This is a genomic window from Micromonospora sp. WMMA1363 (assembly GCF_030345795.1).
Lineage (GTDB): Bacteria > Actinomycetota > Actinomycetes > Mycobacteriales > Micromonosporaceae > Micromonospora.
Map to the genome: position 1 here is coordinate 2,072,054 of NZ_JAUALB010000001.1, position 20,270 is coordinate 2,092,323.

Here is a 20,270-nt window from a genome sequence, read left to right on the forward strand (position 1 = left end):
GTCCAACCGGCCCACGTCGTGGTGTCGTCGGCCATCACAGCGCCCGGAGCGTCGCGAGTAGGGCCTCCAGACAGTCGACGAGAGCGTCGTCGTCCGCGTGGACGGGGTGGGCGACGCGGGCCCGGCCGACGGCGCGCCCGCCCGTCAGCAGGTGTTCCAGGTCCTCCGCGGACACCAGGGCGGGGTGACGGGCTCGATTCAGCCGGCGATCCGGATTGATGTCGTCAGCGAGGGCCGCTCGGGGCTTTCGCTGCGGTAGCTGCTCGGCGGTGGCTGTCGGCATGGCTGGGCGCCCGGCTGGTGGACGTGGACAGGGCCACCCCCACCAGCGCCCCGGACAGGGGCGGCCCCGACAGCGCGGCCAGCGGGTTCACCTCCGCAGCCGGCTCACGCCGTCTCTGTTCTTCACCATTCCGACAGTTGCGGAACCAACACACCACCTAGCCAACCGCTACGCAGAATGAAAGTAGCTCACTACTGACGGTTGTCATGTGGTGCGGGCGTGGTCGATGTGGAGGATGACCAGGGCTGCGGCGACGATCTTCCGATCTGCCAGGGGCTGAGGCTGACGTTACGCAGGGCCTTGAAGGGCATCTTGAGCAGGGAGTTTCCGCGTTCGCCGATGGCGCGCAAACGATTGTTGGCCCTGTTGAGCTGCTGCTGGGCGAGGGTCAGCTGGACGTTCTTCGGTCTCTTGAACGCGACGGTGACGGTGTCGGCCAGTCCCTCGTAGCCGAGGTCGCCCAGGATGCGCAGGTCGGTTGCGGCTTCGGTGAGGGTGGGCATGATCTCGGTGTGGGTGCGGGCGGCGGTGGTGTCGTGTTCGCGGCCTGGTCGAACGTCGGAGGTCCAGATCGGCCAGCCGTCGGGCACGGTGACGACTTGGATGTCGCCGCCGTGGTTGTCGTGTTTGCCGGACCACCAGAGGTCGACGCCGGCGGTGGGACCAGGCGTTCTGCATCTGTCGGTCGCTACGAGGATCCCGTCGATGTTCACGTGGTCGTTGCCGGCGGCCTTCGCGGCGAGCAGGGCTGCGTGCAGGCTCGGCGATCGGGTGGCGAGGACATCGATCCCTTCGTGCAGGTAGTCGTAGCCGGTCGAGGCGCTGACCTGGTTGTAACGGGCGAGTTGCCGCTTGCGGGTGCCGTCGAGGAGCCAGCGCAGGACCAGGATTGCCTGGTCACGGCATTCCAGAGCGCGGGTACCGGCACGTGTGCCGCGGCGGACTCGTTCAGTGGCGAGCAGGCCGGTGAGCACGTCCACGGTGTGCTCGCGTACGGGCAGGACAGCGGCTTATGTGACACCCATCGTCGGCGCATGACCCTTGTGTGAGGCCACCTTCTTGCCGGGTTCTGCGCCGTTTCTACGTAGCCACCATCACGTGGCGCGTTTCGGACTTTCGGGGCACCCGATTGACCACGGAAAGCAACCAGGCCGTTGCGCGGCATGGCTCAATGTCATAGCTACGTGCTGGGCGCATTCGAGGCGCACGGACTCTCGGGTCGCCCTTTGCTAACTCGCGCGCGAGAAGCCGGTTACTCCCGGCGCCGGGCAGCCGCCAGGATTTTGTGTGTTAGGAATCACAGGGTGTCGACCGCAATTTGGTGCAGATCAGACGTCGTGTCATACCAAAAGCGCACGTTCAGTCCGGAGTTATCCACTACTGCTCCCGGAGGGCGATAAGGCGGGGGCATACCTCATGCCTCGCCGGTGATAAATTGCAGGGCCTCCGTCGCCGGTTGGTTACGGTTCCTACCCCGAAAGAAGCTCATCGATGGCTCGGATCCATCGACGCCTGGCGCTTGGCCTGCTGGCCGGCGGCGCCTCCGCGGCAGCCCTCGGTGCGGGGTACGTCGTCGGCCGGCCCCACGCTGACGCACTGTTCGAATGGCCTCGGCCGCAGGAGGATCGCCAGCCCGGCGACGACTGGTGGCCGGCGGACGGCCCGCCCGCGGCGGACGACGAGCGCCGGCAGATTCAGGGATACGCCTCCGCGACCAGCGTCGCCCCCGGCGACCCCCTGGACTTCCACGTCTCGGTCAACCCGGGCGGCAGGTACCGGATCTCCATTTACCGGCTGGGCTGGCATGGTGGAGTCGGTGCCCGCCGGATGCTGACCAGCCCCGAGCTCAGCGGCATCGGTCAACCCGTGCCGCCGGCCGACCCGAGCAACGGCGTCATCGCCTGCCGCTGGCCCGTGTCCTGGTCCCTGCGGGTGCCAAGCGACTGGACCTCCGGTCTTTACCAGGCGGTCTTCACCTCGGCCGGCGGCTGGCGTGCCTGCACTCCGTTCGTCGTGCGGGACGACCGCCGGGCGGCCGCGATCTGCGTGGTATTGCCGGTGACCACCTGGCAGGCATACAACCAGTGGCCGCTCGACCAGCGAAACGGCACGAGCCTCTACCCCGGCTTCGACGGTTGGCGGGCATGCGGCGGTGGCGGATCTGCGGGTTGACCTGGGGCGATGGGCGTGGGGAGGCTTCGGGGCCGTTTGCCCACGGCTCCGGATCCTGTTTTCCCAGCTCAGCGGCTATTCGGCGGTCTTGAGGCTGCTCATCTTTGGCGGGAGCGGGACACCGCAGTCGGTGAAGAGTTTGGTCTGGGTGTCGGTGAGCCGGGTGGTCTGCTGGAGGCTGCCGGCCGGGCCGGAGAGGGTGACCTGGTGGATCCGGCCGAGTTCGGCGGCGATCTTGGGCCAGGACTGCTGGGTGCGGCGCTCAGCGACGCGGATCAGTAGCAAGGCGAGCCAGCACAGCAGCACGTGAGCGCGTATCCGCTCGTCGAGGCGGTGGTAGACCGGCCGCAGGTCGAGGGTGGATTTCAGGGTGCGGAAGGCGCGTTCGGCTTCGAGGAGGTTCTTGTAGCCGAGCGCGATGTCCTCGGCGGACAGGTCGGGGTCGCTGGTGGCGAGGAGGTACTTGCCGTCCAGGCGGGCCTCGGCGGCGACCTTGGCGGTGTCGATGGACAGCCGTCCGGTGGTGGGGTGCTGCTTGAGCCAGCGGCCGAGGGCAGGGTGGTCGCGCAGCGCGCACTCGGCCTTGCGGTGCGGGGCGTCCGAGGGGGCCGTGGGGCGCTTGCCGGTCTTGGCGGCCTTGGCCTTCGCCTTGGTCGCGTCGGCTTCCCGGGCGGTCTTGATGCGCGTCAACTCCTCGCGGATCGCGGTGAGTTGGTCTTCGCGTCGGGCGGCATCGCGTTCGGCCTCGGTGGGGTTGTGGCAGATGATGAAGCGTCTGCCCTCGTCGCCGTCGAGGCGGACCTCTTTGACGCGCAGGTTGTCGCGTACTTCCTGGTAGCGGCCCTGGCGGGCCAGGGCCTGGTCGGCGCGGTGGGAGCCTTCGCGCATCTTGATGCCGGTGATGTAGTGGCCGCCGGCCCGGCGCAGGTAGGACTGGTTGGCCTCGGAGGAGAATCCGGTGTCGCAGACGGTGACCACCCGGCCGAGCCGCCAGTCGCGCAGGCCGTCCTTGACCTCGGTGATCACGGTCTGGTCGTTGGTGCCGCCGGGCCAGGTCCAGCAGCGCACGGGGATGCCCTCGCGGGTGACGGCCAGTCCGATGACGATCTGGGGCAGGTCCTTGCGGTGGTCCTTGGAGTGCCCGTACTGGCGCAGGCTGGAGCTCTCGCCGTCCGGGTCGTCCGCAGTGTCGCGTTCGAAGTAGGTGGAGGTGGTGTCGAAGAAGACCAGGTCGACTTCGAGGTTGAGCAGGTGTGCGGCGGAGAAGAACACCGCTTCCTGCACGGCGGCGTGGACATCGGCGGCGACGAGCAGGTCCATGGCGCGGTAGGCGTGCTGCTCGGCCAGTGCGTCCAGGCCGGGGATGACCTGGTCGCGGGTGGCCCACTCGGCGGCGGCGAGCTTGGAGGCGGGGGCGATGGCCCGGTTGGCGACCAGCGCGAAGATCGTGCGCTCGACGTCGGTGCGGAACTTGCGCCCGTCGATGCGGGAGGCCAGGGCGGTGTCGATGCCCAACAGTTTCCACAGCCCGTCGAGCAGCCAGCTCGCCCCGAGCGGCCGGGAGAACTCCACCGTCAGCGGCCCGGCCTCCTCGGCGCCCAGCGACGCGGCGACCTCGTCCTCCTCGCCGAGGTAGCGGTTGATGGAGGCGACCAGGCGGCGCAACCCGTCGACGTCCAGACGGTCCTCGCGGCCGAAGTTGACCAGCACCTCGGCCTGCGTGGTGCCGCCGACCCGTCGGTTGTGGGCGAGTTGGAGGTATCGCACCACCGACCCGTCCTTGTTCCGCCGTTGGATCTTCCGCAAGTACATGCCCGCATCATCAGACAACAAGCCTGGCCAGAACAAGACCCACGGCAAATCCGTTTGCCCACGCCTCTGGACAGTCTCCGATGGGTGCCAGCCCTCTCACCTGCACGGATCCGCCGCCGATCCGCCCCGCATGCCCACCAACTGTCGAACTCGGGTCTACAACGGCTATACGCCCGACGGCCGCCGGGACAGCAGCCTGCGTGCGAGTCAGGTCTCCTTCGACCGACCGTATGCCAACCTCGTCCGTTCAGAGCGGATTTGATTCATCGAGGGTCATGAAGGAAAGGTGCGCCTGGCCTGCAAGGATGTGAGTGTCTACGTCATGTCCACAGCAGAGTCGGGTGCACCTTTCTGGTGAGTAAGAGTAGCGGGTGGGATCAGCGGCTGCAGGTCGCGGCGGGTGGGAAGGGTTTGGTCGGGCATGCCGGCGCGGTTTTGCTGCGGCGGTGCGCGGACCGGACCGGGCTGGCCTGGGCGTTGAACGCGGTGCTGCCTCGCGGTGCGGGGCCGGGGTGGTGGGACCGGGGCACGGTCTTGATCTGCCTGGCGACCGCGATCGTGCTCGGCGCGACCAGCATGTCCGACATCGGGCTGCTCGCCCATCAGGCGCTGGTGTTCGCCGAGCCACCGTCGGAAGCGACCGTGCGCCGTGCTCTGGCCGGCCTCGACGAGACCGCCCTGCGCCGGATCGCCAAGGCGCGGGCGAAGGCCCGCGCCCGGGTCTGGGAGCTTCTCGAGCGCCGGCCGCAGGGGTTTCCGTGGCTGCTGGTGGCGGGCAAGCTGCTGACCGGGTGGGTGGTCATCGATCTGGACGCCACCCTGATCACCGCTCACTCCGACAAGCAGGGCGCGGCGGCCACGTTCAAGAAAGGCTTCGGGTTCCACCCCCTCGGGGCGTGGTGCGCGAACACCAGTGAGAGCCTGGCCATGCTGCTGCGGCCGGGCAACGCCGGCTCGAACACCGTGGTTGATCACATCCGGGTGTTGGGTGAGGCGGTCGCCCAACTGCCGGTCAGATACCGGCGCAAGATCCTGGTGCGGGTCGACGGGGCCGGCGCCACCCACGACCTGGTGACCCACCTGGAGCAGATGAACCGGCTGTGGCGCAGCGTGAAGTTCACTGTCGGCTGGACGATCACCGACGCCGACGAGACCGCGATCGCCGTGCTGCCCGCCGATGCCTGGACCAGCAGCCTCGAACCCGACGGTAATGCCACCGATCAGGCGCAGGTCGCCGAGCTGACCGGCCTCAACCAGCGGGTCGGCAACTGGATCGACGGGCTACGGCTGATCGTGCGGCGGACCAGACCGTCCACCCGACACGTCAGGAACCTAACCGACCTGGAGAAACGTACCGGCTGGCGGTACGCGATCGTCGCCACCAACATCCGCCGCATCCACGGCGTGGCCGGCTCTCACCAGCCGCAATGGCTCGACGTGCTGCACCGTTCGCACGCCGGAGTGGAAGATCAGGTGCGCACGAACAAGGCCATGGGCCTGCGAAACCTGCCCTCGAAGGCCTGGACCGTCAACCGCGGCTGGGTCCTAGCCGCGAACATCGCCGCCGATCTGGCCGCCTGGACCCGACTGCTCGGCCTGCACGACCAGCCCGACCTCGCCGACGCCGAACCCGGCACCCTGCGCTACCGGCTGCTGCACCTACCCGCCAAGCTGGCCAGCCACGCCCGCCGGAAGATCCTGTCCATCCCCGACACCTGGCCCTGGGCTGAGGCGTTCCAACTCTGCTGGCACCGCCTAGTACTGCAACGGCGGGTCGTAGCTTCGGGTGCTGATCATTCGTTGGTTGGTTGTGGTGGATGCGCGGGTGGTCGGGTCGTGGGATGCCGGGTTGGAGGAGTTGTTCTTCCGGTTCGCGCATCGGTTTGAGCGGGTGGAGCCGCGGCGGCGGGCATGGGCGTATGTGCGGGGGCTACTGGCACCGTTGGAGCGGCGTAACGGCTGGACCCTCGCGGAGCAGGCTGGGCATGTGTCGCCGGACGGGTTGCAGGGCATGTTGTGCAGCGCGGCGTGGGATCGGGACGCGGTCCGCGATGACGTGCGCGATTACGTGGTGGACCAGATCGGCGATGCGGCCGGGGTGCTCATCGCTGACGAGACGGGGTTCGTCAAGAAGGGCCGTGCGTCGGCGGGGGTCCAACGGCAGTATTCGGGTACGGCGGGCAAGACCGAGAACTGCCAGATCGGCACGTTCCTGTGCTACGCCACGCCGCGGGGTCGGGCGTTGATCGATCGGGAGTTGTACCTGCCGAAGTCGTGGACCGGTGATCGGGACCGGTGCCGGCGCTCGGCGATCCCGGACGCCGTCGGGTTCGCGACCAAGCCGCAGCAGGCGCAGGCCATGCTGGAGCGGGCGGTCACCGCGGGGGTGCCGTTTTCGTGGTTCACGGCCGATGAGGCCTACGGGCAGAACCCTGGCCTGCGGGGCTGGTTGGAGGATCGGGACATCGCGTACGTGATGGCCACCCGACGCGACGATCGGGTGCCCTCCGGGCTGCACACCACCACCGGTGTCGACGAGCTGATCGGCAGGGTGCGTGCGGGCGCGTGGCAACGACTGTCGTGTGGTGACGGCGCGCACGGGCCGCGCCGCTACGACTGGGCTCGGCTGCCGATCCGCCGCACCTTTGCCCACGGCCGCCGCGGCTGGGTCCTGGCCCGACGCTCGATCACGGATCCCGGCGACATCGCCTACTACGTCTGCTTCGGCCCCCGCGGCACCCGACTACGCGACCTGGTGCGGGTCGCCGGTAGCCGTTGGTCGGTGGAGGAATCGTTCCAGACCGCGAAGAACGAGGTCGGCCTGGACCAGTACCAGGTCCGCCGCTACGACGCCTGGTACGCCCACATCACCCTCGCGATGGCCGCCGCCGCGTTCCTCGTCGTCACCCGCGCCCTCGAAGCCGCAAAGGGGGCACCACCGCAAACGAGCGCAGCCAGATCCCGCTGAGCAGCAACGAAATCCGCCGCCTGTTCGCCCACCTCGTCCTGACCACCCGCCGTCGAGCCGACCACATCCTGCGCTGGTCCGACTTCCGCCGTCGCCGCCAGGAACAAGCCCGAGCCGCCCACTACCGCAAACGACTCAAACCGCCATAAGTCACGACCCGCCGTTGCAGTACTAGGCCTGATACCCCCGCCGACCTGACCCGTCCCCCCGGCCCTACCAGCAGAGAAACCACCCGGACCTGGAGAACCGGCGCCCGCGCAGCGACACGCGCCGACCCCGACCCCCAACCGCATGGAACAAAACGGTCAAACCGAAACGGACGGCGAGGGATCAAAACCCTCTGACGAATCGAGGCCAACGACGGCATGCCCGCCCACATCGAGGACGATATCGACGCCATTCAGTGGTTGGAACGCTCTGGCTACGACGTTTCCTATGCCACCATCCTCGACCTGCACGCCGGCCGACTCGATCCGAGTCGTCACCAGGGGATCGTGTTCTGTGGACACGACGAGTACTGGTCGACCGAGATGCGGCGAGCGGTGGAGCAGGCGGTTACTGGCGGAACGAGCCTCGCTCTCTTCGGCGCGAACAGCATCTACTGGCGAATCCTGGTCGGGGCGGCTGGCGACGGCAGGCCGGAGCGGACCATCACCTGCACCAAGTTGCAACCACAGCCGGGCGAGGCGGCTAGTGCGGCCACCTGCCGCTGGCGCGACCTCGGCGCCCCCGAGGCGGACCTGCTCGGCATCCAATACAACGGCATCGTGGGTAAAGCGGTGCCGCTGGTCGTGCGGCAGGCGGATCACTGGTTCTGGGCGGGCTCCGGGGTGACCGATGGGGACCAGATCCCTCGTGTCGTCGGCGGCGAGGCGGACGGCCATTTTGCCGGTATCACGCCCCCCCCCGCGGCGTGCGCGCCGCCACTCTCAGCGCCTCCCCATACCAGACCCGTCAAGGTACACGAAAGACCCAGAACACCCATCTGTACGAGACGGCGAATGGGGCTGTCGTCTTCGCCTCGGGAACCCTGTGTTGGACCCGGGCGCTCAACCGGCGCGGTTGGCGGGACAAGCGAATCGAGGTAGCTACCACAAACCTGCTGGATCGGATCATCGGGGAGTCTGCCGCCACGGCCATCAGTGTGGAATGACGGCCGCCAGGTCGGTACGGTGGCGGCGAGCGCAGGGTTGTGTCAAAAAGCGCGCTGCGGGGCGCGGCGACGGTACGGACTGGCGGGCCTCTGAGTGAGGCGGAGGTTCGCCGGAGTATCCCATTTTCGGGCAATAGGTTCCGAAAGCCTGCGCACACAAAGCACTACTAACCTCAGTCTTTCGCTAACTGTTGATCAAGGCCCTGTTTGCATTTGTTGATCTTCATTTGGTGATCGATCGGGGTATGGGCACGGCGAGGACCCGACGCGGTGGCCGGGTTCCTCCATGGGGGTACTCGTCGGGGCGTGGGGTTGGGGTTCAGGTGACGGGCTGGGGCAGCACGGCCAGCCGGTCGAACGCGGTGACGAGCTGGTCGGCCCAGGGCCAGCCTTCGGCGATGCGCAGCTTCGTGCGGCGGGCCGAGCGGGTGATGCGGGCGGCGACGTGCAGCAGTCGGTAGCGCAGTGTCTTGGGTTCGGCGGTGGCGAGGTCGCCGTCGAGCAGCAGGTGTTGGGTCCAGGCAAGCAGGTCGATGGCGCACAAGGCGAGTTCCAGCCAGGCGGCGTTGATGGCGAACACCCGGGATGGGAAGCGGCCGAACCCGGTGTCCTTGCCCGTGCGGATGCGGTCCTCGACGCGGGCGTGAGCGCGGTGGCGGGCCTCCAGATGCTGGATGGATCCGTTGCCGGGGCCGGTGTCGGTGGCCATCACCTGGTGGCGGAAGCCTTCGATGGTGTCGAACAGCGACAGTTGTGCGCCGGGGTGCGGGCGTTCCCGGCGCACGATGAACCGGGTGCCGTCGGGGTAGTTGGCCCGCAGGTCGGCCGGTAGTAGGCCGGTGATCTCGCATACCTGGGCGCCGTCGCGTGGCTGGCCGTCGGCGTTCAGGGCCGGTACCCACTGCTCGGGGTGCCCCGCAGCCTGCTTGATCGCGTCGCGGATCGCCTCCCCGATGGCCACCCCGACGGAGAAGAACGTGTTCATACCGTGCTCACGCAACGACCGGATATGGCGCAGGAACCCGTACGTGCAGCCGGCCGAATCCGAGCGGACGAGGATGTCGGTGCCGTACCGGTGGACGTCGGGGATCTGCGCCAGGGCGTCGTCGAGAACGCTGATGTGATCGGCGGTGGTGTTCGACCCCGCCCGCCCGGCGCGCAGCAGCCCGGACAACGCCTCCCGGGTGTTGTCCAGGAAGCAGAACAACGGGTGATATCCGAAGGTCTTCTTCCACGTCTTGGACGCCTGCTCCTTCTCCGAGTGGCAGATCACGATCGAGGCGTCCAGATCCAGCACCAGCCCAGACACCGGCGCACCAGCCGCCATCGACACCGGCAGCCCGTCGCGGGTCTCGGCCGACTGCGCCCACGCCAACTCCCGCGCGGCAGCGCGGGCCATCCGCAGCCTGGCCAGAACAGCATCATCCACACCAGACAGCACCCGCCACGCGGTAGGATCCGAGGCGACCGCGCCGAACAGCCCCGCTTGGTCCCGCAGCACCGCCAGATCGCTGATCGCCTCACCACCGTCGGCGATCATCACCGCGAGGTCCACGGCGACCCGACCCGGGTCATGCCCGCCCTGCCGCTGCCGCAGCCTGGCCAGGGCCTCGCTGAACCCGCCGGTCAACCCGGTTACGTCCGCGATGTCGGCCAGCAAACGGGCACCCGCGTGGCCGACCACGCCACGTCCATCGCTACTGACGATGATCTTCGGTCGTGTTCCGGTACTCTTCACCTGACAGGTGCCTTCCCTCGGGATAGATGAGACCCTCAGCAAGTCCTATCTTGCCAGGTCAGAAGGCACCTTTCCTTTCATGATCCACGATGTGGACCGCCCTTAACGAAGGGCCCAGGCTAATCCGAAAATGACCGTGCCTGGACGCGCGGCAGCATCCCGGCGAAGCGCAGCGTAGCCGGGATGAGGGTTGCGTTTGTGGTTATGCGGCGGGTTGGAGGGTGACCTGGTAGCCGAGGGCGTTAAGGCCGCGGATGTGGTTGCGGATGGCGCGTTGGGTGCCGGCGCGGTTACCGAGGCCTACGCGCGGGCGACGCTCGCCGGGGAGACGCTCGGCGCCGAGGAGGTCGACCAGCTCATCACGGCGCGCGTCCAGCGTCAGACCATCCTGCGCCGGGACCACGCGCCCATGTTCGTCGCGGTGCTCGACGAGCTGATCCTCCGCCGGTCCGCATACGGGGACCGCGCGCTCATGCGTGAGCAGTGCGAGCACGTAGCGGCGTACGCAGAGCTACCGAACGTCTCCGTTCACGTCGTTCCGGCGTCGGCCGGCATGTACCCGGGTCTCGGCGGACCGTTCACGCTCACAGAGCTGGACAACGGTACGACGGTGGCTCAAGTGGACGGCCAGGCCCAGGCGCAACTGGTCGACGGCATCACGGATGTTGCTACGCTGGGTCGACGGTGGGAACGCATCCGCGGGGAAGCTCTCTCGCGGTCGCAGTCCCTAGACATGCCCAGGGAAGCGGCAAGATCATGGACCTGACCGGGGCGCGGTGGCGCAAGAGCACCAAGAGCGGAAACAACGGCGGTGACTGCGTCGAAGTTGCCGACAACCTGCCCGACGTCGTGGGCGTCCGGGACTCGAAGGACCCGACCGGGCCGGCGCTGGTGTTCGGCCCGACGGCGTGGCGGGCGTTCGTCGGCTTCGCCAAGCAGTCCTGACCCAGGATTCCACGAAGGCCCGGTCCCGCGGGGAACCGGGCCTTCGTCCTTGTGCGGCACCGCGCGGACACCCCGCACCACCGTCCAGAGCCCTTCGGCGGTGGCGGGTCAGGCCCACAGTCGACGGTTGACGGGGGCGGGGCCGGCCGGTCGCCGTGCCGGACTCGCACAGAGAATGTAAGACCCACGTCGGGCTCCCTTCACGCCGCGTTCATCCTCGCGTATCCCGCTACCAGATCATCGTCGGACATGAAGAGACTTCGAAGTCTGCTGCTCGCCGGCGTCCTCGCCGCGACTGGGCTACTCGCCCCCGCCGCACCCGCCACCGCCGCGCCGGTGCCACTGAAGGTGCTCACACACAACGTGATGTTCCTGCCGCAGTCGCTCTTCCCGAACTGGGGCCAGGTCAAGCGGGCAGATCTGATCGCCGAGGCCGCCTACGTCACCGGCCAGGACGTGGTCGTCCTACAGGAGATGTTCGACAACGAGGCGTCCGACCGGCTCAAGGAAAGCCTCTCCGGGCAGTATCCCCATCAGACGCCCGTCCTCGGCCGGTCACGGTCGGGCTGGGACGCCACCATGGGCGCCTACTCCAGTGCCACCCCGGAGGACGGCGGGGTCACGATCCTGAGCAAGTGGCCCATCCTCGAGAAGGTCCAGTACGTGTATGCCGATGGCTGCGGGGCGGACTGGTTCTCCAACAAGGGCTTCGTGTACGCCCGGCTGAACGTTGACGGAAGCCCGGTACACGTCGTGGGCACCCATGCCCAAGCGGCCGACACCGGCTGCGCCGACGGCACCGGCGCCAACGTGCGGGCGGCACAGTTCGACGAACTCGACGCCTTCCTCGACGCTCGTTCCATCCCGACCGGCGAGCAGGTCGTCATCGCCGGCGACCTCAATGTCGACCGCTACTCCGCCGAATACGCCACCATGCTGACCCAGCTCGACGTCGGCGGACCCTCGTTCACCGGCCACCCGTACTCCTGGGACGCCCAGCACAACGACATGGCCGACTACAACGACGACAAGGACAGCCGTCAGCAGCTGGACTACGTTCTGCGGCGCAACGGCCACGCGAGTCACGGCTCAGGCGACAACGAAACGCTGGCCGTGGAAGCGCCGAAATGGTGCGTGACCAGCTGGTTCGTCCGCTACTGCTACACCGACTACGCCGACCACTATCCGGTCGCGGCAGCTGTCTGACGCGCCCGGGGCGAGGTGACGTAGCCACTCTCGCGTCGTGGTCAGAGTGGGTCGGTGCGGCCAAGCTCCCAGCAGGCGACGGCGACGGCGCAGGTGGGCGAGAGCAGCACCGCGTCGACGCCGAGCCCGGCCACGGCCCGGAAGATCGCGCCGAGGTTCGTGGACAACTCCAAACTGCACCCATCTCGGGTGAGCGGCGTGACCTGTGGGGTGCTGACAGACAGCGGGGAGCTGGCCCAGCTCCCCGGCGGCCCGGTCGTCAGCCGGGTACCCCCGACAGGTCCGTTCCCGTGGAGATGTCCGCCGCGTCCGGGCTACCCGGCCATGCGGGCCAGCCTGATCGAGGCTGGCCCGCTTCCCTGCCTACTACGCCCGATGGGCCGCCCACTTACAGGTCCAGGCCGCGAGGTCGTGCACCCAACCCAACGTGCTCTGCCGCGACTTGCTGGCCCACTTCGAGGCGTTGCGTGCCGCGAAGTCGTCCAGCACCTCGGGATCCGTCTCAGCCCAGGCGGGGAACTGAGCCAACCAGTCTTCCGCCTGCTCGGGGCTGTGGCCGCCGCCAATCAACCACTGGACGAGCAACGCCAGCTCGACCCACGGTGCCGCCTTGGTTGCGTACGCCCAGTCGACAATCCGTAGGCCGTGCGTGGTGACGATCAGGTTGGCCGGGTTCAGGTCGGAGTGGATGAGCGTGTCGCCGTCCGCCTGACGGGTGAAGCCGAGCCGCGTCTCCGGCGTGAACCACGCCCCGGGCGGGGCTACGCTCTCCTGGAGCCCCTTGAGCGCCACGCCCAGCAGGTCGAGATCCGCGCCTCCGGGCGAGAGGTCGGCGTGGGAGCCGGCAAGAAGCTCGGCCCCCACTACCAACCATCCGTCGCGCTCGACATGCCAGAGGGTGGCCGGCGGGAACCGGTCGACAGCCCCGGTCGCCGCCAGCTCGTAGCGAAGTGACCGGACGCCCAGATCGCCCGAAGCCGCCTTGACGAAGGCCTTGCTGGTCGAGCCGATGACGGCCGACGCGATCTCCGCATGGTTGCCACTCGGCGCCGGGTAGACGCCGACGATGCCGCCGACTCGCTCGGCCACCTCCGCTGCGACAGCGTCGGGCAGGGCGATCCAGTCACTACGCATGGTTACCTCTCTGTCACTTGCTGCCTGGCGTCGGCGGGTTCGGCGGGCAGCACGACTCGGCCTCGCCGTACCAGAACTCCATGTCGACCCGGTAGCCCGTCGCGTGCAGTGCCGCGAGCGTGAAGGTTACGGCAGTCCCGTCCATCATCCCCTCCGTGAGGATCGGGATATGGTGGACGAAGCCCCCGGCGATTTGGTCGCAGGCGGCGGCGTACGGCTTCGTGTGCTGGAGTACGGAGTGCCACACCGCGTCGACCGGGAGGGTCGGCACGACGCGACCGATCGACCCGTCCGGCAGGGGCATCCCGAAGTCCGGGTTGTTGACGTTGTCGGCGTGTGCCTTGATGAATACCAAGAACTGCTCGACGGCCCGCTCGGCGTAGTGCTTGGTGACGTGCCGGTCGGCCGCGAAGTAGTCGACCAGCTTGCCGAACGTCTCGGGGTCGACGAGGGTTCGGGGTTCCTCGGCGGTCTTGCTCGGGGTGTTGACGGCGATACTCAAGTCTCCTCCTTCAATCGGTGCGAAGAGGGGTTCTCCGCTCTGGTGGTGCCGTGCGCCCGTCAGTCGCCGCTTGGCCAGGGCGACGACCCGCGGGAATCTATGAGCTGCCGGCCACCTCTGGGTGGTCGACAGCGGGCCTTCGGAACGGGCCCCAGGCAACGAAGCGCTCGAACACCTCGCGCGGACTCGGTCCGTCGTGGGGGTTCAGGTGATAGAGGTCGTGCATCGCCTCGTGCATCAGGCCGGCGAGGTAGATCGAGAGCGTTGCGTACTTTCCGTCGAACTCGACCTTCAGCAGGAGACGGGCTTCGGCGCACGGCCACGGATGGCCGCATGACCGGCACGACCACATCGGCCGTAGCGGCGTGTGCGGCGGCACGCTCTCGGTGCGGTAACGAGGGTGCTCCGGCCTAGGGCCTACGGATGCTGACGGCAGCATGGTCGAGATCGCCACTACTCCCCGATTAGCCCGCATCATGGGATCGCCGGCCATCACAGCGCCCGGAGCGTCGCTAGTAGGGCCTCCAGGTAGTCGACGAGAGCGTCGTCGTCTGCGTGGACGGGGTAGATGACCCGGGCACGGCCGACAACGCGCCCGCCAGACAGCAGGCGCTCTAGTTCCTCCTCGGACACCCAGGCGGCATGACAGGCTCGATTCAGCCGGCGATTCGGATTGATGTCGTCAGCGAGAGCCACTCGGGGCTTTCGCTGCGGTAGCTGCTGCGCTATAGCTGTCGGCATGGCTGGGCTCCCGGCTGGTGGACGTGGACAGGGCCGCCCCGCTCGCACCCCCTGCACCGGGGCGGCCCCGACAGCGCGACCGGTGGGGTTCGGGTCCCTCGGGCCGGCTCACGCCGCGTCCTTCCACCCTGACCCGTAGCCGCCTAGTCTCGGAAGTCGTTCGGCCATGTTGGAGAGAGGCTGAAGCCCCACGTTTCCGCCGTTCCCGTGGAGATGTCCGCCGCGTCCGGGCTACCCGGCCATCACCCGGCGGGACTCACCCGATGATCTCGGTGGGGTTGTTGAGCCACACCTGTTGCCCGGCGGCGGTGAGCGTGACGCCGATCTGCGGGCGGCCGGGCTTGCCGTGCGCGGTCCACCGGCTGTGGAGGTCCTCCACCTCGGTCCACAGCCGGCGGGGTCCGCCCTGTTCGACGGTGCGGGTGGGGGTGTGGTGGTAGGCCCAGGAGCCGTCGGGGTGGACGAGCCATTGCACCGCGCCGTCGGGGCGGTCGATGTCGAGTCGGGCCACGTCGGGGAGCATCAGCGCCACCAGCGCGGTCCACGCCTCCCCGTCGTCGGCCAGCGGGGCGGGAAGGTGGGTTTCGTGGGTGTCGCCGGTGGCCTGCGACGCGGCGCGCACGAGCGCCGAGGTCTGTGCGGTGGGGCAGGAACGCAGCGGCATGAACGAGCCGTAGTCGTCGAGCGGGTGCCCGCTGCCCGCGCCAGTCTCGTCCACGGTCAGCCGCAGCAGCAGCCCGCCGCCGATCTCGCGGTGCAGGTTGGTCAGGATCACCCCGCCGGGGCGGGTCTGCCCGAGCCAACTGCGCGGCACCGCCGGCACGGCACACGTAGCAATGACCCGGTCATAGGGGGCGTTGCCGGGGTAGCCGGCCGCGCCGTCGGTGGCGGCCACCGTAGGGGCGTATCCGACGGCGGTCAACGCAGTGCGCGCCCGCTCGACCAACCCGGCGTCGATGTCGACGGTGGTGACCAGCGGCGAGCCGAGCCGGTGGGCGAGGAGCGCGGCGTTGTACCCGGTGCCGGTGCCGATTTCCAACACCCGGTGCCCGTCGGCCACGTCCAGCGCGTGCAGCATGATCGCCATAAGGGCAGGTTGGGTGCTGGAACAGGTCGGCACGCCGTCGATCGGGCCGTCGCGGCGGGACGCTTCCCATCGGGCGTCGTCGCCGTCGAGTTGGGTGGGGAGCACGCTGTTGGAGTAGATCAGCTCCAACGCCCCGGGGGCGCCCGCGGCGACCGCCTCGTACCGGCTGCGGTCGGGGGTCTGGCGGAAGAAGCGGGACAGGAAGGCGTGGCGGGGCACGGTGGTGAACGCCGGCCGCCACTCCTCGGTGAGCCAGCCGTGGCCGGTCAGCTCGTCCACGAGGCGGTTGCGTAGTTGTTCGGCGGTAGCGGTCATGTCGTCTCCTTGGTCAGAGCGTCGGCTATCGCGGCGGCGATGGGTAGGCCGGTGGCGTCTTGCAGCCACGCCCATTGCCCGTTGGGGTTGATCTCCAGGAAGATCCATTCGTCGTGTGGGGTGACGATGAAGTCCAGCGCGCCGAAGCGCAGCCGCAGCCGGGCCAGCAGCCGCGACACGGCCGCGCGGATCGCCTCGGGCACGGTCACCACCGAGTACGACAGGGCGTCGTAATCGGTGCGCCAGTCCAGCCCCGTCGCCTGCGAGGCGCCGTCGATGCGTACGGCGAACCACGCATCATCAACGACCGTCAGCCGCACCTCGTACGCCTTGTCCACCTGCTGTTGGAACAGGTGCGCGGTGCCGGCAACGGTGTGGTCGATCTCCTCGGCGCACACCCGGTTGGTGTAGATCAGTTTCGCGGTGCCGGCCTCGGCGATCACACCGGAGCCGAGCGGCTTGACCACGGCGCCGCCGTGCTCGCGCACGAACCGCTCCGCCGCCGCCGGCTCGTTCGTGATCAACGTCGGGGGCGCGGACAGTCCGACCGTGCCGGCAGCGGCGAGCTGGACCGGCTTGTACTCGGCACGGGCGATGTCGTGCGGGTGGTTGAGCCACAATGGATGCGCCGCGAGCACCCCGCCGAGGCCCATGCGCGCCTCACGGGTGGCCCAGCGGCGTTCTTCGTCGGTCAGGTGCGCCGGCAGCTCGAACGCGGTCGGGCGTCGGTAGTAGGCGCACCCTAAGTCGTGCAGCGCGGCACGGCGGCCGGGTAGGCGGAGGCTGCCGCGCCAGCCTCCGCCCGACTGCGCGACGAGCGTCAACGTCCGCGGGAAGTCGCCGGGGTCGCACCGGAATATCGGCACGTCCCGTGCTGCCAGTTCCGCGACCACGTAGTCGGCGGTCACGTCGTACGGCTGGGTCAGCACAAGCACCGTGCGCTCGTCGCCCACCGGCTCAGTCCTCGGTATGGTCGATGTCGGAATCCATGCTCTTGTACCCGTCGGACGTCTTGGTGCTGGTCTGCCCGGTCGAGTGTTTGCCGTAGACCGGGACTCCGGTCGTGTTGACCGACATCTGACGGTCGGCGTCGTAGTGCACCGTCGTCAGGTCGACCGGGATCGACGTGGGCGCGGTGGCGAACCGCAGCCCGAACGGCCGCCGGTCGGCGGCCGTCGGCGCACTGCCGTCGCTGACGACGGCTCCCAGCGGACGGCCCAGGGGCAGGTACGAGGCGACCGGGAACAGCGGGTCATCGAGCGTCGGACGGGATACGGCGGGGGTGGTCGGGGACATGAATCCTCCTGATGGGGAGTCGGGAGCGCTGGGGCGGGGAACCGCGCCATGCGGGCTTGGCGAGGGTAGGGCGAGACGACCTGCGGAACGGGCCAGGCCGGGAGGAGCACGCGCCGGGCGAGTCCATCGGTCACAGAATCGGATCATCGAGGCACCCGAGGTCACACCGCAGCGTCCGGCGGCGGGCCGTACTAGGCGAGTACCTTCTACTGATCGATCGTGTGGGCTGGGAGCGTTCGCGTAGTGGAGCGACGCGACGGCGGCCCCCTCACCCTCGGCGTTCGGCAGCTCACTCCCGCACCTCCACAGCAGGTCGGCGGTAGGGACCCCAAGCGACGAAACGCTCGAACAGATCGCGCGGGCTCGGTCCGTCGTGGGGGTTCAGGTGATAGAGGTCGTGCATCGCCTCGTACATCAGGCCGGCGAGATAGATCGAGAGGGCCGGGCACCTTCGGTCGAACTCGACCTTCAGCAGGAGACGGGCTTCGGCGCACGGCCACGGATGGCCACACGCCCGGCACGACCACATCGGCCGTAGCGGCGTGTGCGGTGGCATGTTCTCGGTGCGGTAGCGGGGGTACTCCGGCATGGGGCCGGCGGATGCTGATGGCAGCATGGTCGAGATCGCCGATACTCCCCGATTAGCCCGCATCCCGGTGTCGTCGGCCATCACAGCGCCCGCAGGCCCGCTAGCACAGCCTCAAGGACGTCATCGGCCGGGCGGGTGTAGACGACGCGGGCCCGGCCGACGGCACGCCCGCCAGACAGCAGCCGCTCTAGCGCCCCTTCGGACACCCGGGCGGGCGCCGCTCGGCGACAAGGATCGATCAAGGTAACCAGCGCCACCCGGCGCTGTCGCTGCGGTAGTTGCTCGACTATCACAATCGACTCCCGTTGGTCTGCGGCATTGCTAGGGAGGTGCGGCCATGGCCGCGTGGACAGCGGAGCGGGTCACCGCACGTCGGGCACCAGGTGCCCACGCGATTCATGGTCAGCAGACCCGCAAGCAGGCCAAGCGCGACGCAGCAAGAGCGGCAATGGCAGTAGTCATGGATGTCCCCAGCGTCGGATGGTCCACCAATCCCCCGTCCGGGGGCGCCGGCTAGTGGGTGATCGCTGTCGTGCCGGCGGAGGATTTGAGCATCACTTGCCACACTCGACATCGCAACGGTTCTAAGTGAGATTAGCAGATAAATATTTACATCAGTCCGACTAGCGCACATGATGTGTCTCAGGCGAGACAACCTGGCGGCGCGACCGAGACGAGAATGTGAGGTGACCCTTGGCAAGCACTGGATCTAGCGTCCCGAGGCGACAACTTGGCCGATTGCTGCGGCAGGCCCGCGACGAAGCCGGGATGCCGCTTGAGGCTGCGGCGAAGCAGCTTGAGTGGAGCCGAGCGCGCATGTATCGGATCGAAGGCGCGCAAACCTCCGTACGCACCCATGATGTTGAGCTGATGTGCCGAATCTATGGCACATCGGACGAAATGCGCTCGGTCCTGGTGGCGCTGGCCGCCGAAAGCAAGTCGCGCGGCTGGTGGCACGCGTACGGCGACGCCATCCCCGAATGGTTCGAGCTATACGTCGGACTTGAGGCCGCAGCCTCCGACCTCCGGCAGTATGAGCCCGCACTGATCCCCGGCCTACTACAAACCCCGGAGTACATGGTCGCCGTGTTCCAAACCAAGCCGGGACGAACCCCAGACGAGATTGCTCGCAACGTGGCGTTGCGGATGGAGCGTCAGAGGTTGCTCACCAGGCGGGCACCGGCAGCACCCCGCCTTGAAGTCGTAATTGATGAGTCAGTGATCCGCCGACCCATCGGAGAGATGGAGGGCTGGCGACAGCAACTCGCCCACCTGGCGAACGTGAACCAATCCCTCCCCAACGTTTCCGTTCGGGTGCTCCCTATGGGCGTCGGCCCGCATCGAGCGTCCGTTGCCGGCGCGTTCGTTGTGCTGGACTTTCCCCGGATCAGCACCCGCCCCGCTGAGCCGTCTACCGTATACAGCGAGTCACTGACCGGCAGCCTGTACCTTGACCGCCCAGGCGAGGTTGCTACATACATTGAGGTCTGGTCTACCCTCTGGGGGGCGGCGCTTGACGAGCGAGCGTCAGAGGACTTGCTAAGCAACGTGATAAAGGAGAGTTACAATGAGTGATCTATCGCAGGCCCTCTGGCGCAAGAGCAGCAGGAGCGGCAACGAGGGCAACTGTGTGGAGGTTGCCGACAATCTTTCCGGCGTCGTAGGCGTCCGGGACTCGAAGGACCGGACCGGGCCGGCGCTGGTGTTCGGCCCGACGGCGTGGCGGGCGTTCGTCGGCTTCGCCAAGTCGACTAGCTGACGCTTGCCTCCCGCCGAGTAGTGGCCACCCCTGGCCGGGGTGGCCGGTTGGCGTTCGCCCAGCGGCGAGCACGAAAGGCCCGGCTCCCCATTCACGGGAGCCGGGCCTTCACTCTTTCCGCGTCAGCGCGGGCGACCCCGCACCAGCGCCCAGAGTCCACAGGTTCGTCGCCTTGGCCTTCGCTTGCGTGTACCTGCCGCACGCCCCGTGTCGCCCGCAGACGACGCAGTGGCCGCGCGACGAGCCGGCCATGCTGTGTGCGTACGCGGGGTGGGTGTCGACACCCTCGTTGCTACAGAAGCCGAAGCCTCCGCCCGAGCGTTCCCCGGCGGTGCCGCCGAGCCCCTTGACCTTCACGACCCCCCACTTCGAGGGGTCGCCCTGGAGTAGTGTGCCCTGCCACCTGGCGCCGAGAGATGTGGCCTCGGCCCCACTGGCGAACGGACCGAACGTGACGGCGTTCCCGTCGGCGTTCACGACCAGGACGTACCAGGCCCGAAACCAGAGCAGATCCGCGACGCTCAGGATCAGGGCATGCATTCGCCATCTCCTCGGCGCTGTCGAAGTCGT

At 68.3% G+C, this 20,270-nt stretch carries 22 protein-coding genes and 2 pseudogenes; 9 read left to right on the forward strand and 15 right to left on the reverse strand.

Annotated features, from left to right (window positions below; translation table 11 throughout):
• Window positions 1-34 precede the first annotated feature (34 nt).
• Together QTQ03_RS09410 and QTQ03_RS09415 are read right to left on the reverse strand one after the other, a co-directional pair.
• The gene (locus QTQ03_RS09410) at window positions 35-283 is read right to left on the reverse strand and encodes a hypothetical protein (RefSeq protein ID WP_289277652.1); all 249 of its coding nucleotides are present in this window, start codon (window positions 281-283) and stop codon (window positions 35-37) included.
• A 204-nt stretch (window positions 284-487) separates the two neighbouring features.
• Window positions 488-1,284, reverse strand: a pseudogene (locus QTQ03_RS09415) (transposase family protein).
• Between the two features lie 490 nt (window positions 1,285-1,774).
• On the opposite strand from QTQ03_RS09415, the gene QTQ03_RS09420 reads away from it, so the two are divergent.
• A complete protein-coding gene (locus tag QTQ03_RS09420) occupies window positions 1,775-2,455 on the forward strand; it encodes a N,N-dimethylformamidase beta subunit family domain-containing protein (RefSeq protein WP_289277653.1) in 681 nt (226 codons plus the stop codon).
• Window positions 2,456-2,530: 75 nt separating this feature from the next.
• Here the strand turns inward: QTQ03_RS09420 and QTQ03_RS09425 are convergent, their stop codons facing one another.
• The gene (locus tag QTQ03_RS09425; RefSeq protein ID WP_289276459.1) at window positions 2,531-4,267 is read right to left on the reverse strand and encodes an IS1634 family transposase; all 1,737 of its coding nucleotides are present in this window, start codon (window positions 4,265-4,267) and stop codon (window positions 2,531-2,533) included.
• Between the two features lie 354 nt (window positions 4,268-4,621).
• Here QTQ03_RS09425 and QTQ03_RS09430 point away from each other — a divergent pair, with 354 nt between their 5' ends.
• The 3 genes from QTQ03_RS09430 to QTQ03_RS30300 all read left to right on the forward strand — a co-directional run bounded on the left by QTQ03_RS09430 (window position 4,622) and on the right by QTQ03_RS30300 (window position 8,323).
• On the forward strand, window positions 4,622-6,154 hold the full coding sequence (locus QTQ03_RS09430) for an IS1380 family transposase (RefSeq protein ID WP_289277654.1): 1,533 nt from the start codon (window positions 4,622-4,624) through the stop codon (window positions 6,152-6,154).
• Window positions 6,093-7,235, forward strand: a complete 1,143-nt coding sequence (locus QTQ03_RS09435; RefSeq protein ID WP_289279559.1) for an IS701 family transposase — start codon at window positions 6,093-6,095, stop codon at window positions 7,233-7,235. The genes QTQ03_RS09430 and QTQ03_RS09435 overlap by 62 nt, the downstream gene beginning before the upstream one ends.
• A 365-nt stretch (window positions 7,236-7,600) precedes the next feature.
• Window positions 7,601-8,323, forward strand: a complete 723-nt coding sequence (locus QTQ03_RS30300) for a N,N-dimethylformamidase beta subunit family domain-containing protein (protein ID WP_502889723.1) — start codon at window positions 7,601-7,603, stop codon at window positions 8,321-8,323.
• Between the two features lie 384 nt (window positions 8,324-8,707).
• Here QTQ03_RS30300 and QTQ03_RS09445 read toward each other — a convergent pair whose 3' ends face one another.
• Window positions 8,708-10,126 (reverse strand): IS1380 family transposase, encoded by a 1,419-nt coding sequence (locus QTQ03_RS09445; RefSeq protein ID WP_502889681.1) that lies wholly within the window; start codon window positions 10,124-10,126, stop codon window positions 8,708-8,710.
• A 292-nt stretch (window positions 10,127-10,418) separates the two neighbouring features.
• Between QTQ03_RS09445 and QTQ03_RS09450 the strand changes: the two are divergent.
• The 3 genes and pseudogenes from QTQ03_RS09450 to sph all read left to right on the forward strand — a co-directional run.
• Window positions 10,419-10,892 (forward strand): annotated as a pseudogene (locus QTQ03_RS09450) (DUF5753 domain-containing protein); the annotation flags it as partial.
• The gene (locus QTQ03_RS09455; protein WP_289277656.1) at window positions 10,883-11,071 is read left to right on the forward strand and encodes a DUF397 domain-containing protein; all 189 of its coding nucleotides are present in this window, start codon (window positions 10,883-10,885) and stop codon (window positions 11,069-11,071) included. The pseudogene QTQ03_RS09450 and the gene QTQ03_RS09455, both read left to right, overlap by 10 nt.
• A 249-nt stretch (window positions 11,072-11,320) precedes the next feature.
• A complete protein-coding gene (sph, locus tag QTQ03_RS09460) occupies window positions 11,321-12,277 on the forward strand; it encodes a sphingomyelin phosphodiesterase (protein ID WP_289277657.1) in 957 nt (318 codons plus the stop codon).
• 41 nt (window positions 12,278-12,318) lie between these two features.
• Here the strand turns inward: sph and QTQ03_RS09465 are convergent, their stop codons facing one another.
• The 10 genes from QTQ03_RS09465 to QTQ03_RS30630 all read right to left on the reverse strand — a co-directional run bounded on the left by QTQ03_RS09465 (window position 12,319) and on the right by QTQ03_RS30630 (window position 18,237).
• A complete protein-coding gene (locus QTQ03_RS09465) occupies window positions 12,319-12,450 on the reverse strand; it encodes a hypothetical protein (protein ID WP_289277658.1) in 132 nt (43 codons plus the stop codon).
• 193 nt (window positions 12,451-12,643) lie between these two features.
• The gene (locus tag QTQ03_RS09470; protein ID WP_289277659.1) at window positions 12,644-13,411 is read right to left on the reverse strand and encodes a phosphotransferase; all 768 of its coding nucleotides are present in this window, start codon (window positions 13,409-13,411) and stop codon (window positions 12,644-12,646) included.
• A gap of 13 nt (window positions 13,412-13,424) precedes the next feature.
• Complete coding sequence (locus QTQ03_RS09475; protein WP_289277660.1) at window positions 13,425-13,913, reverse strand: glycine-rich domain-containing protein; 489 nt, start codon at window positions 13,911-13,913, stop codon at window positions 13,425-13,427.
• 97 nt (window positions 13,914-14,010) lie between these two features.
• A complete protein-coding gene (locus QTQ03_RS09480; RefSeq protein WP_289280746.1) occupies window positions 14,011-14,352 on the reverse strand; it encodes a hypothetical protein in 342 nt (113 codons plus the stop codon).
• A gap of 53 nt (window positions 14,353-14,405) precedes the next feature.
• Window positions 14,406-14,546 (reverse strand): hypothetical protein, encoded by a 141-nt coding sequence (locus tag QTQ03_RS30625; RefSeq protein ID WP_502889724.1) that lies wholly within the window; start codon window positions 14,544-14,546, stop codon window positions 14,406-14,408.
• A 364-nt stretch (window positions 14,547-14,910) separates the two neighbouring features.
• Window positions 14,911-16,056, reverse strand: a complete 1,146-nt coding sequence (tgmC, locus tag QTQ03_RS09490) for an ATP-grasp peptide maturase system methyltransferase (protein ID WP_289277662.1) — start codon at window positions 16,054-16,056, stop codon at window positions 14,911-14,913.
• The gene (tgmB, locus tag QTQ03_RS09495) at window positions 16,053-17,009 is read right to left on the reverse strand and encodes an ATP-grasp ribosomal peptide maturase (protein ID WP_289277663.1); all 957 of its coding nucleotides are present in this window, start codon (window positions 17,007-17,009) and stop codon (window positions 16,053-16,055) included. The genes tgmC and tgmB overlap by 4 nt, the downstream gene beginning before the upstream one ends.
• Window positions 17,010-17,013: 4 nt before the next feature.
• Window positions 17,014-17,352 (reverse strand): putative ATP-grasp-modified RiPP, encoded by a 339-nt coding sequence (tgmA, locus tag QTQ03_RS09500; protein ID WP_289277664.1) that lies wholly within the window; start codon window positions 17,350-17,352, stop codon window positions 17,014-17,016.
• A 289-nt stretch (window positions 17,353-17,641) separates the two neighbouring features.
• Window positions 17,642-17,968 carry a hypothetical protein gene (locus QTQ03_RS09505; RefSeq protein ID WP_289280747.1) on the reverse strand — a complete coding sequence of 109 codons (327 nt, stop codon included), beginning with the start codon at window positions 17,966-17,968 and terminating at the stop codon, window positions 17,642-17,644.
• A gap of 53 nt (window positions 17,969-18,021) precedes the next feature.
• Window positions 18,022-18,237, reverse strand: a complete 216-nt coding sequence (locus QTQ03_RS30630) for a hypothetical protein (protein WP_502889851.1) — start codon at window positions 18,235-18,237, stop codon at window positions 18,022-18,024.
• 397 nt (window positions 18,238-18,634) lie between these two features.
• On the opposite strand from QTQ03_RS30630, the gene QTQ03_RS09510 reads away from it, so the two are divergent.
• Together QTQ03_RS09510 and QTQ03_RS09515 are read left to right on the forward strand one after the other, a co-directional pair.
• Window positions 18,635-19,516 (forward strand): helix-turn-helix domain-containing protein, encoded by an 882-nt coding sequence (locus QTQ03_RS09510; protein ID WP_289277665.1) that lies wholly within the window; start codon window positions 18,635-18,637, stop codon window positions 19,514-19,516.
• Window positions 19,509-19,700 (forward strand): DUF397 domain-containing protein, encoded by a 192-nt coding sequence (locus QTQ03_RS09515; protein WP_289277666.1) that lies wholly within the window; start codon window positions 19,509-19,511, stop codon window positions 19,698-19,700. The genes QTQ03_RS09510 and QTQ03_RS09515 overlap by 8 nt, the downstream gene beginning before the upstream one ends.
• A 108-nt stretch (window positions 19,701-19,808) precedes the next feature.
• On the opposite strand, the gene QTQ03_RS09520 is transcribed toward QTQ03_RS09515, so the two are convergent.
• On the reverse strand, window positions 19,809-20,240 hold the full coding sequence (locus QTQ03_RS09520) for a hypothetical protein (protein ID WP_289277667.1): 432 nt from the start codon (window positions 20,238-20,240) through the stop codon (window positions 19,809-19,811).
• Window positions 20,241-20,270: the final 30 nt, after the last annotated feature.

Excerpts from the sequence above, each read along its gene's own strand:
- QTQ03_RS09410 (WP_289277652.1), bottom strand. The coding sequence starts at position 283 with ATGCCGACAGCCACCGCCGAGCAGCTACCGCAGCGAAAGCCCCGAGCG.
- QTQ03_RS09420 (WP_289277653.1), top strand. The coding sequence starts at position 1,775 with ATGGCTCGGATCCATCGACGCCTGGCGCTTGGCCTGCTGGCCGGCGGC.
- QTQ03_RS09425 (WP_289276459.1), bottom strand. The coding sequence starts at position 4,267 with ATGTACTTGCGGAAGATCCAACGGCGGAACAAGGACGGGTCGGTGGTG.
- QTQ03_RS30300 (WP_502889723.1), top strand. The coding sequence starts at position 7,601 with ATGCCCGCCCACATCGAGGACGATATCGACGCCATTCAGTGGTTGGAA.
- QTQ03_RS09455 (WP_289277656.1), top strand. The coding sequence starts at position 10,883 with ATGGACCTGACCGGGGCGCGGTGGCGCAAGAGCACCAAGAGCGGAAAC.
- sph (WP_289277657.1), top strand. The coding sequence starts at position 11,321 with ATGAAGAGACTTCGAAGTCTGCTGCTCGCCGGCGTCCTCGCCGCGACT.
- QTQ03_RS09470 (WP_289277659.1), bottom strand. The coding sequence starts at position 13,411 with ATGCGTAGTGACTGGATCGCCCTGCCCGACGCTGTCGCAGCGGAGGTG.
- QTQ03_RS09480 (WP_289280746.1), bottom strand. The coding sequence starts at position 14,352 with ATGCTGCCGTCAGCATCCGTAGGCCCTAGGCCGGAGCACCCTCGTTAC.
- tgmC (WP_289277662.1), bottom strand. The coding sequence starts at position 16,056 with ATGACCGCTACCGCCGAACAACTACGCAACCGCCTCGTGGACGAGCTG.
- tgmA (WP_289277664.1), bottom strand. The coding sequence starts at position 17,352 with ATGTCCCCGACCACCCCCGCCGTATCCCGTCCGACGCTCGATGACCCG.
- QTQ03_RS09505 (WP_289280747.1), bottom strand. The coding sequence starts at position 17,968 with ATGCTGCCATCAGCATCCGCCGGCCCCATGCCGGAGTACCCCCGCTAC.
- QTQ03_RS09515 (WP_289277666.1), top strand. The coding sequence starts at position 19,509 with ATGAGTGATCTATCGCAGGCCCTCTGGCGCAAGAGCAGCAGGAGCGGC.
- QTQ03_RS09520 (WP_289277667.1), bottom strand. The coding sequence starts at position 20,240 with ATGCATGCCCTGATCCTGAGCGTCGCGGATCTGCTCTGGTTTCGGGCC.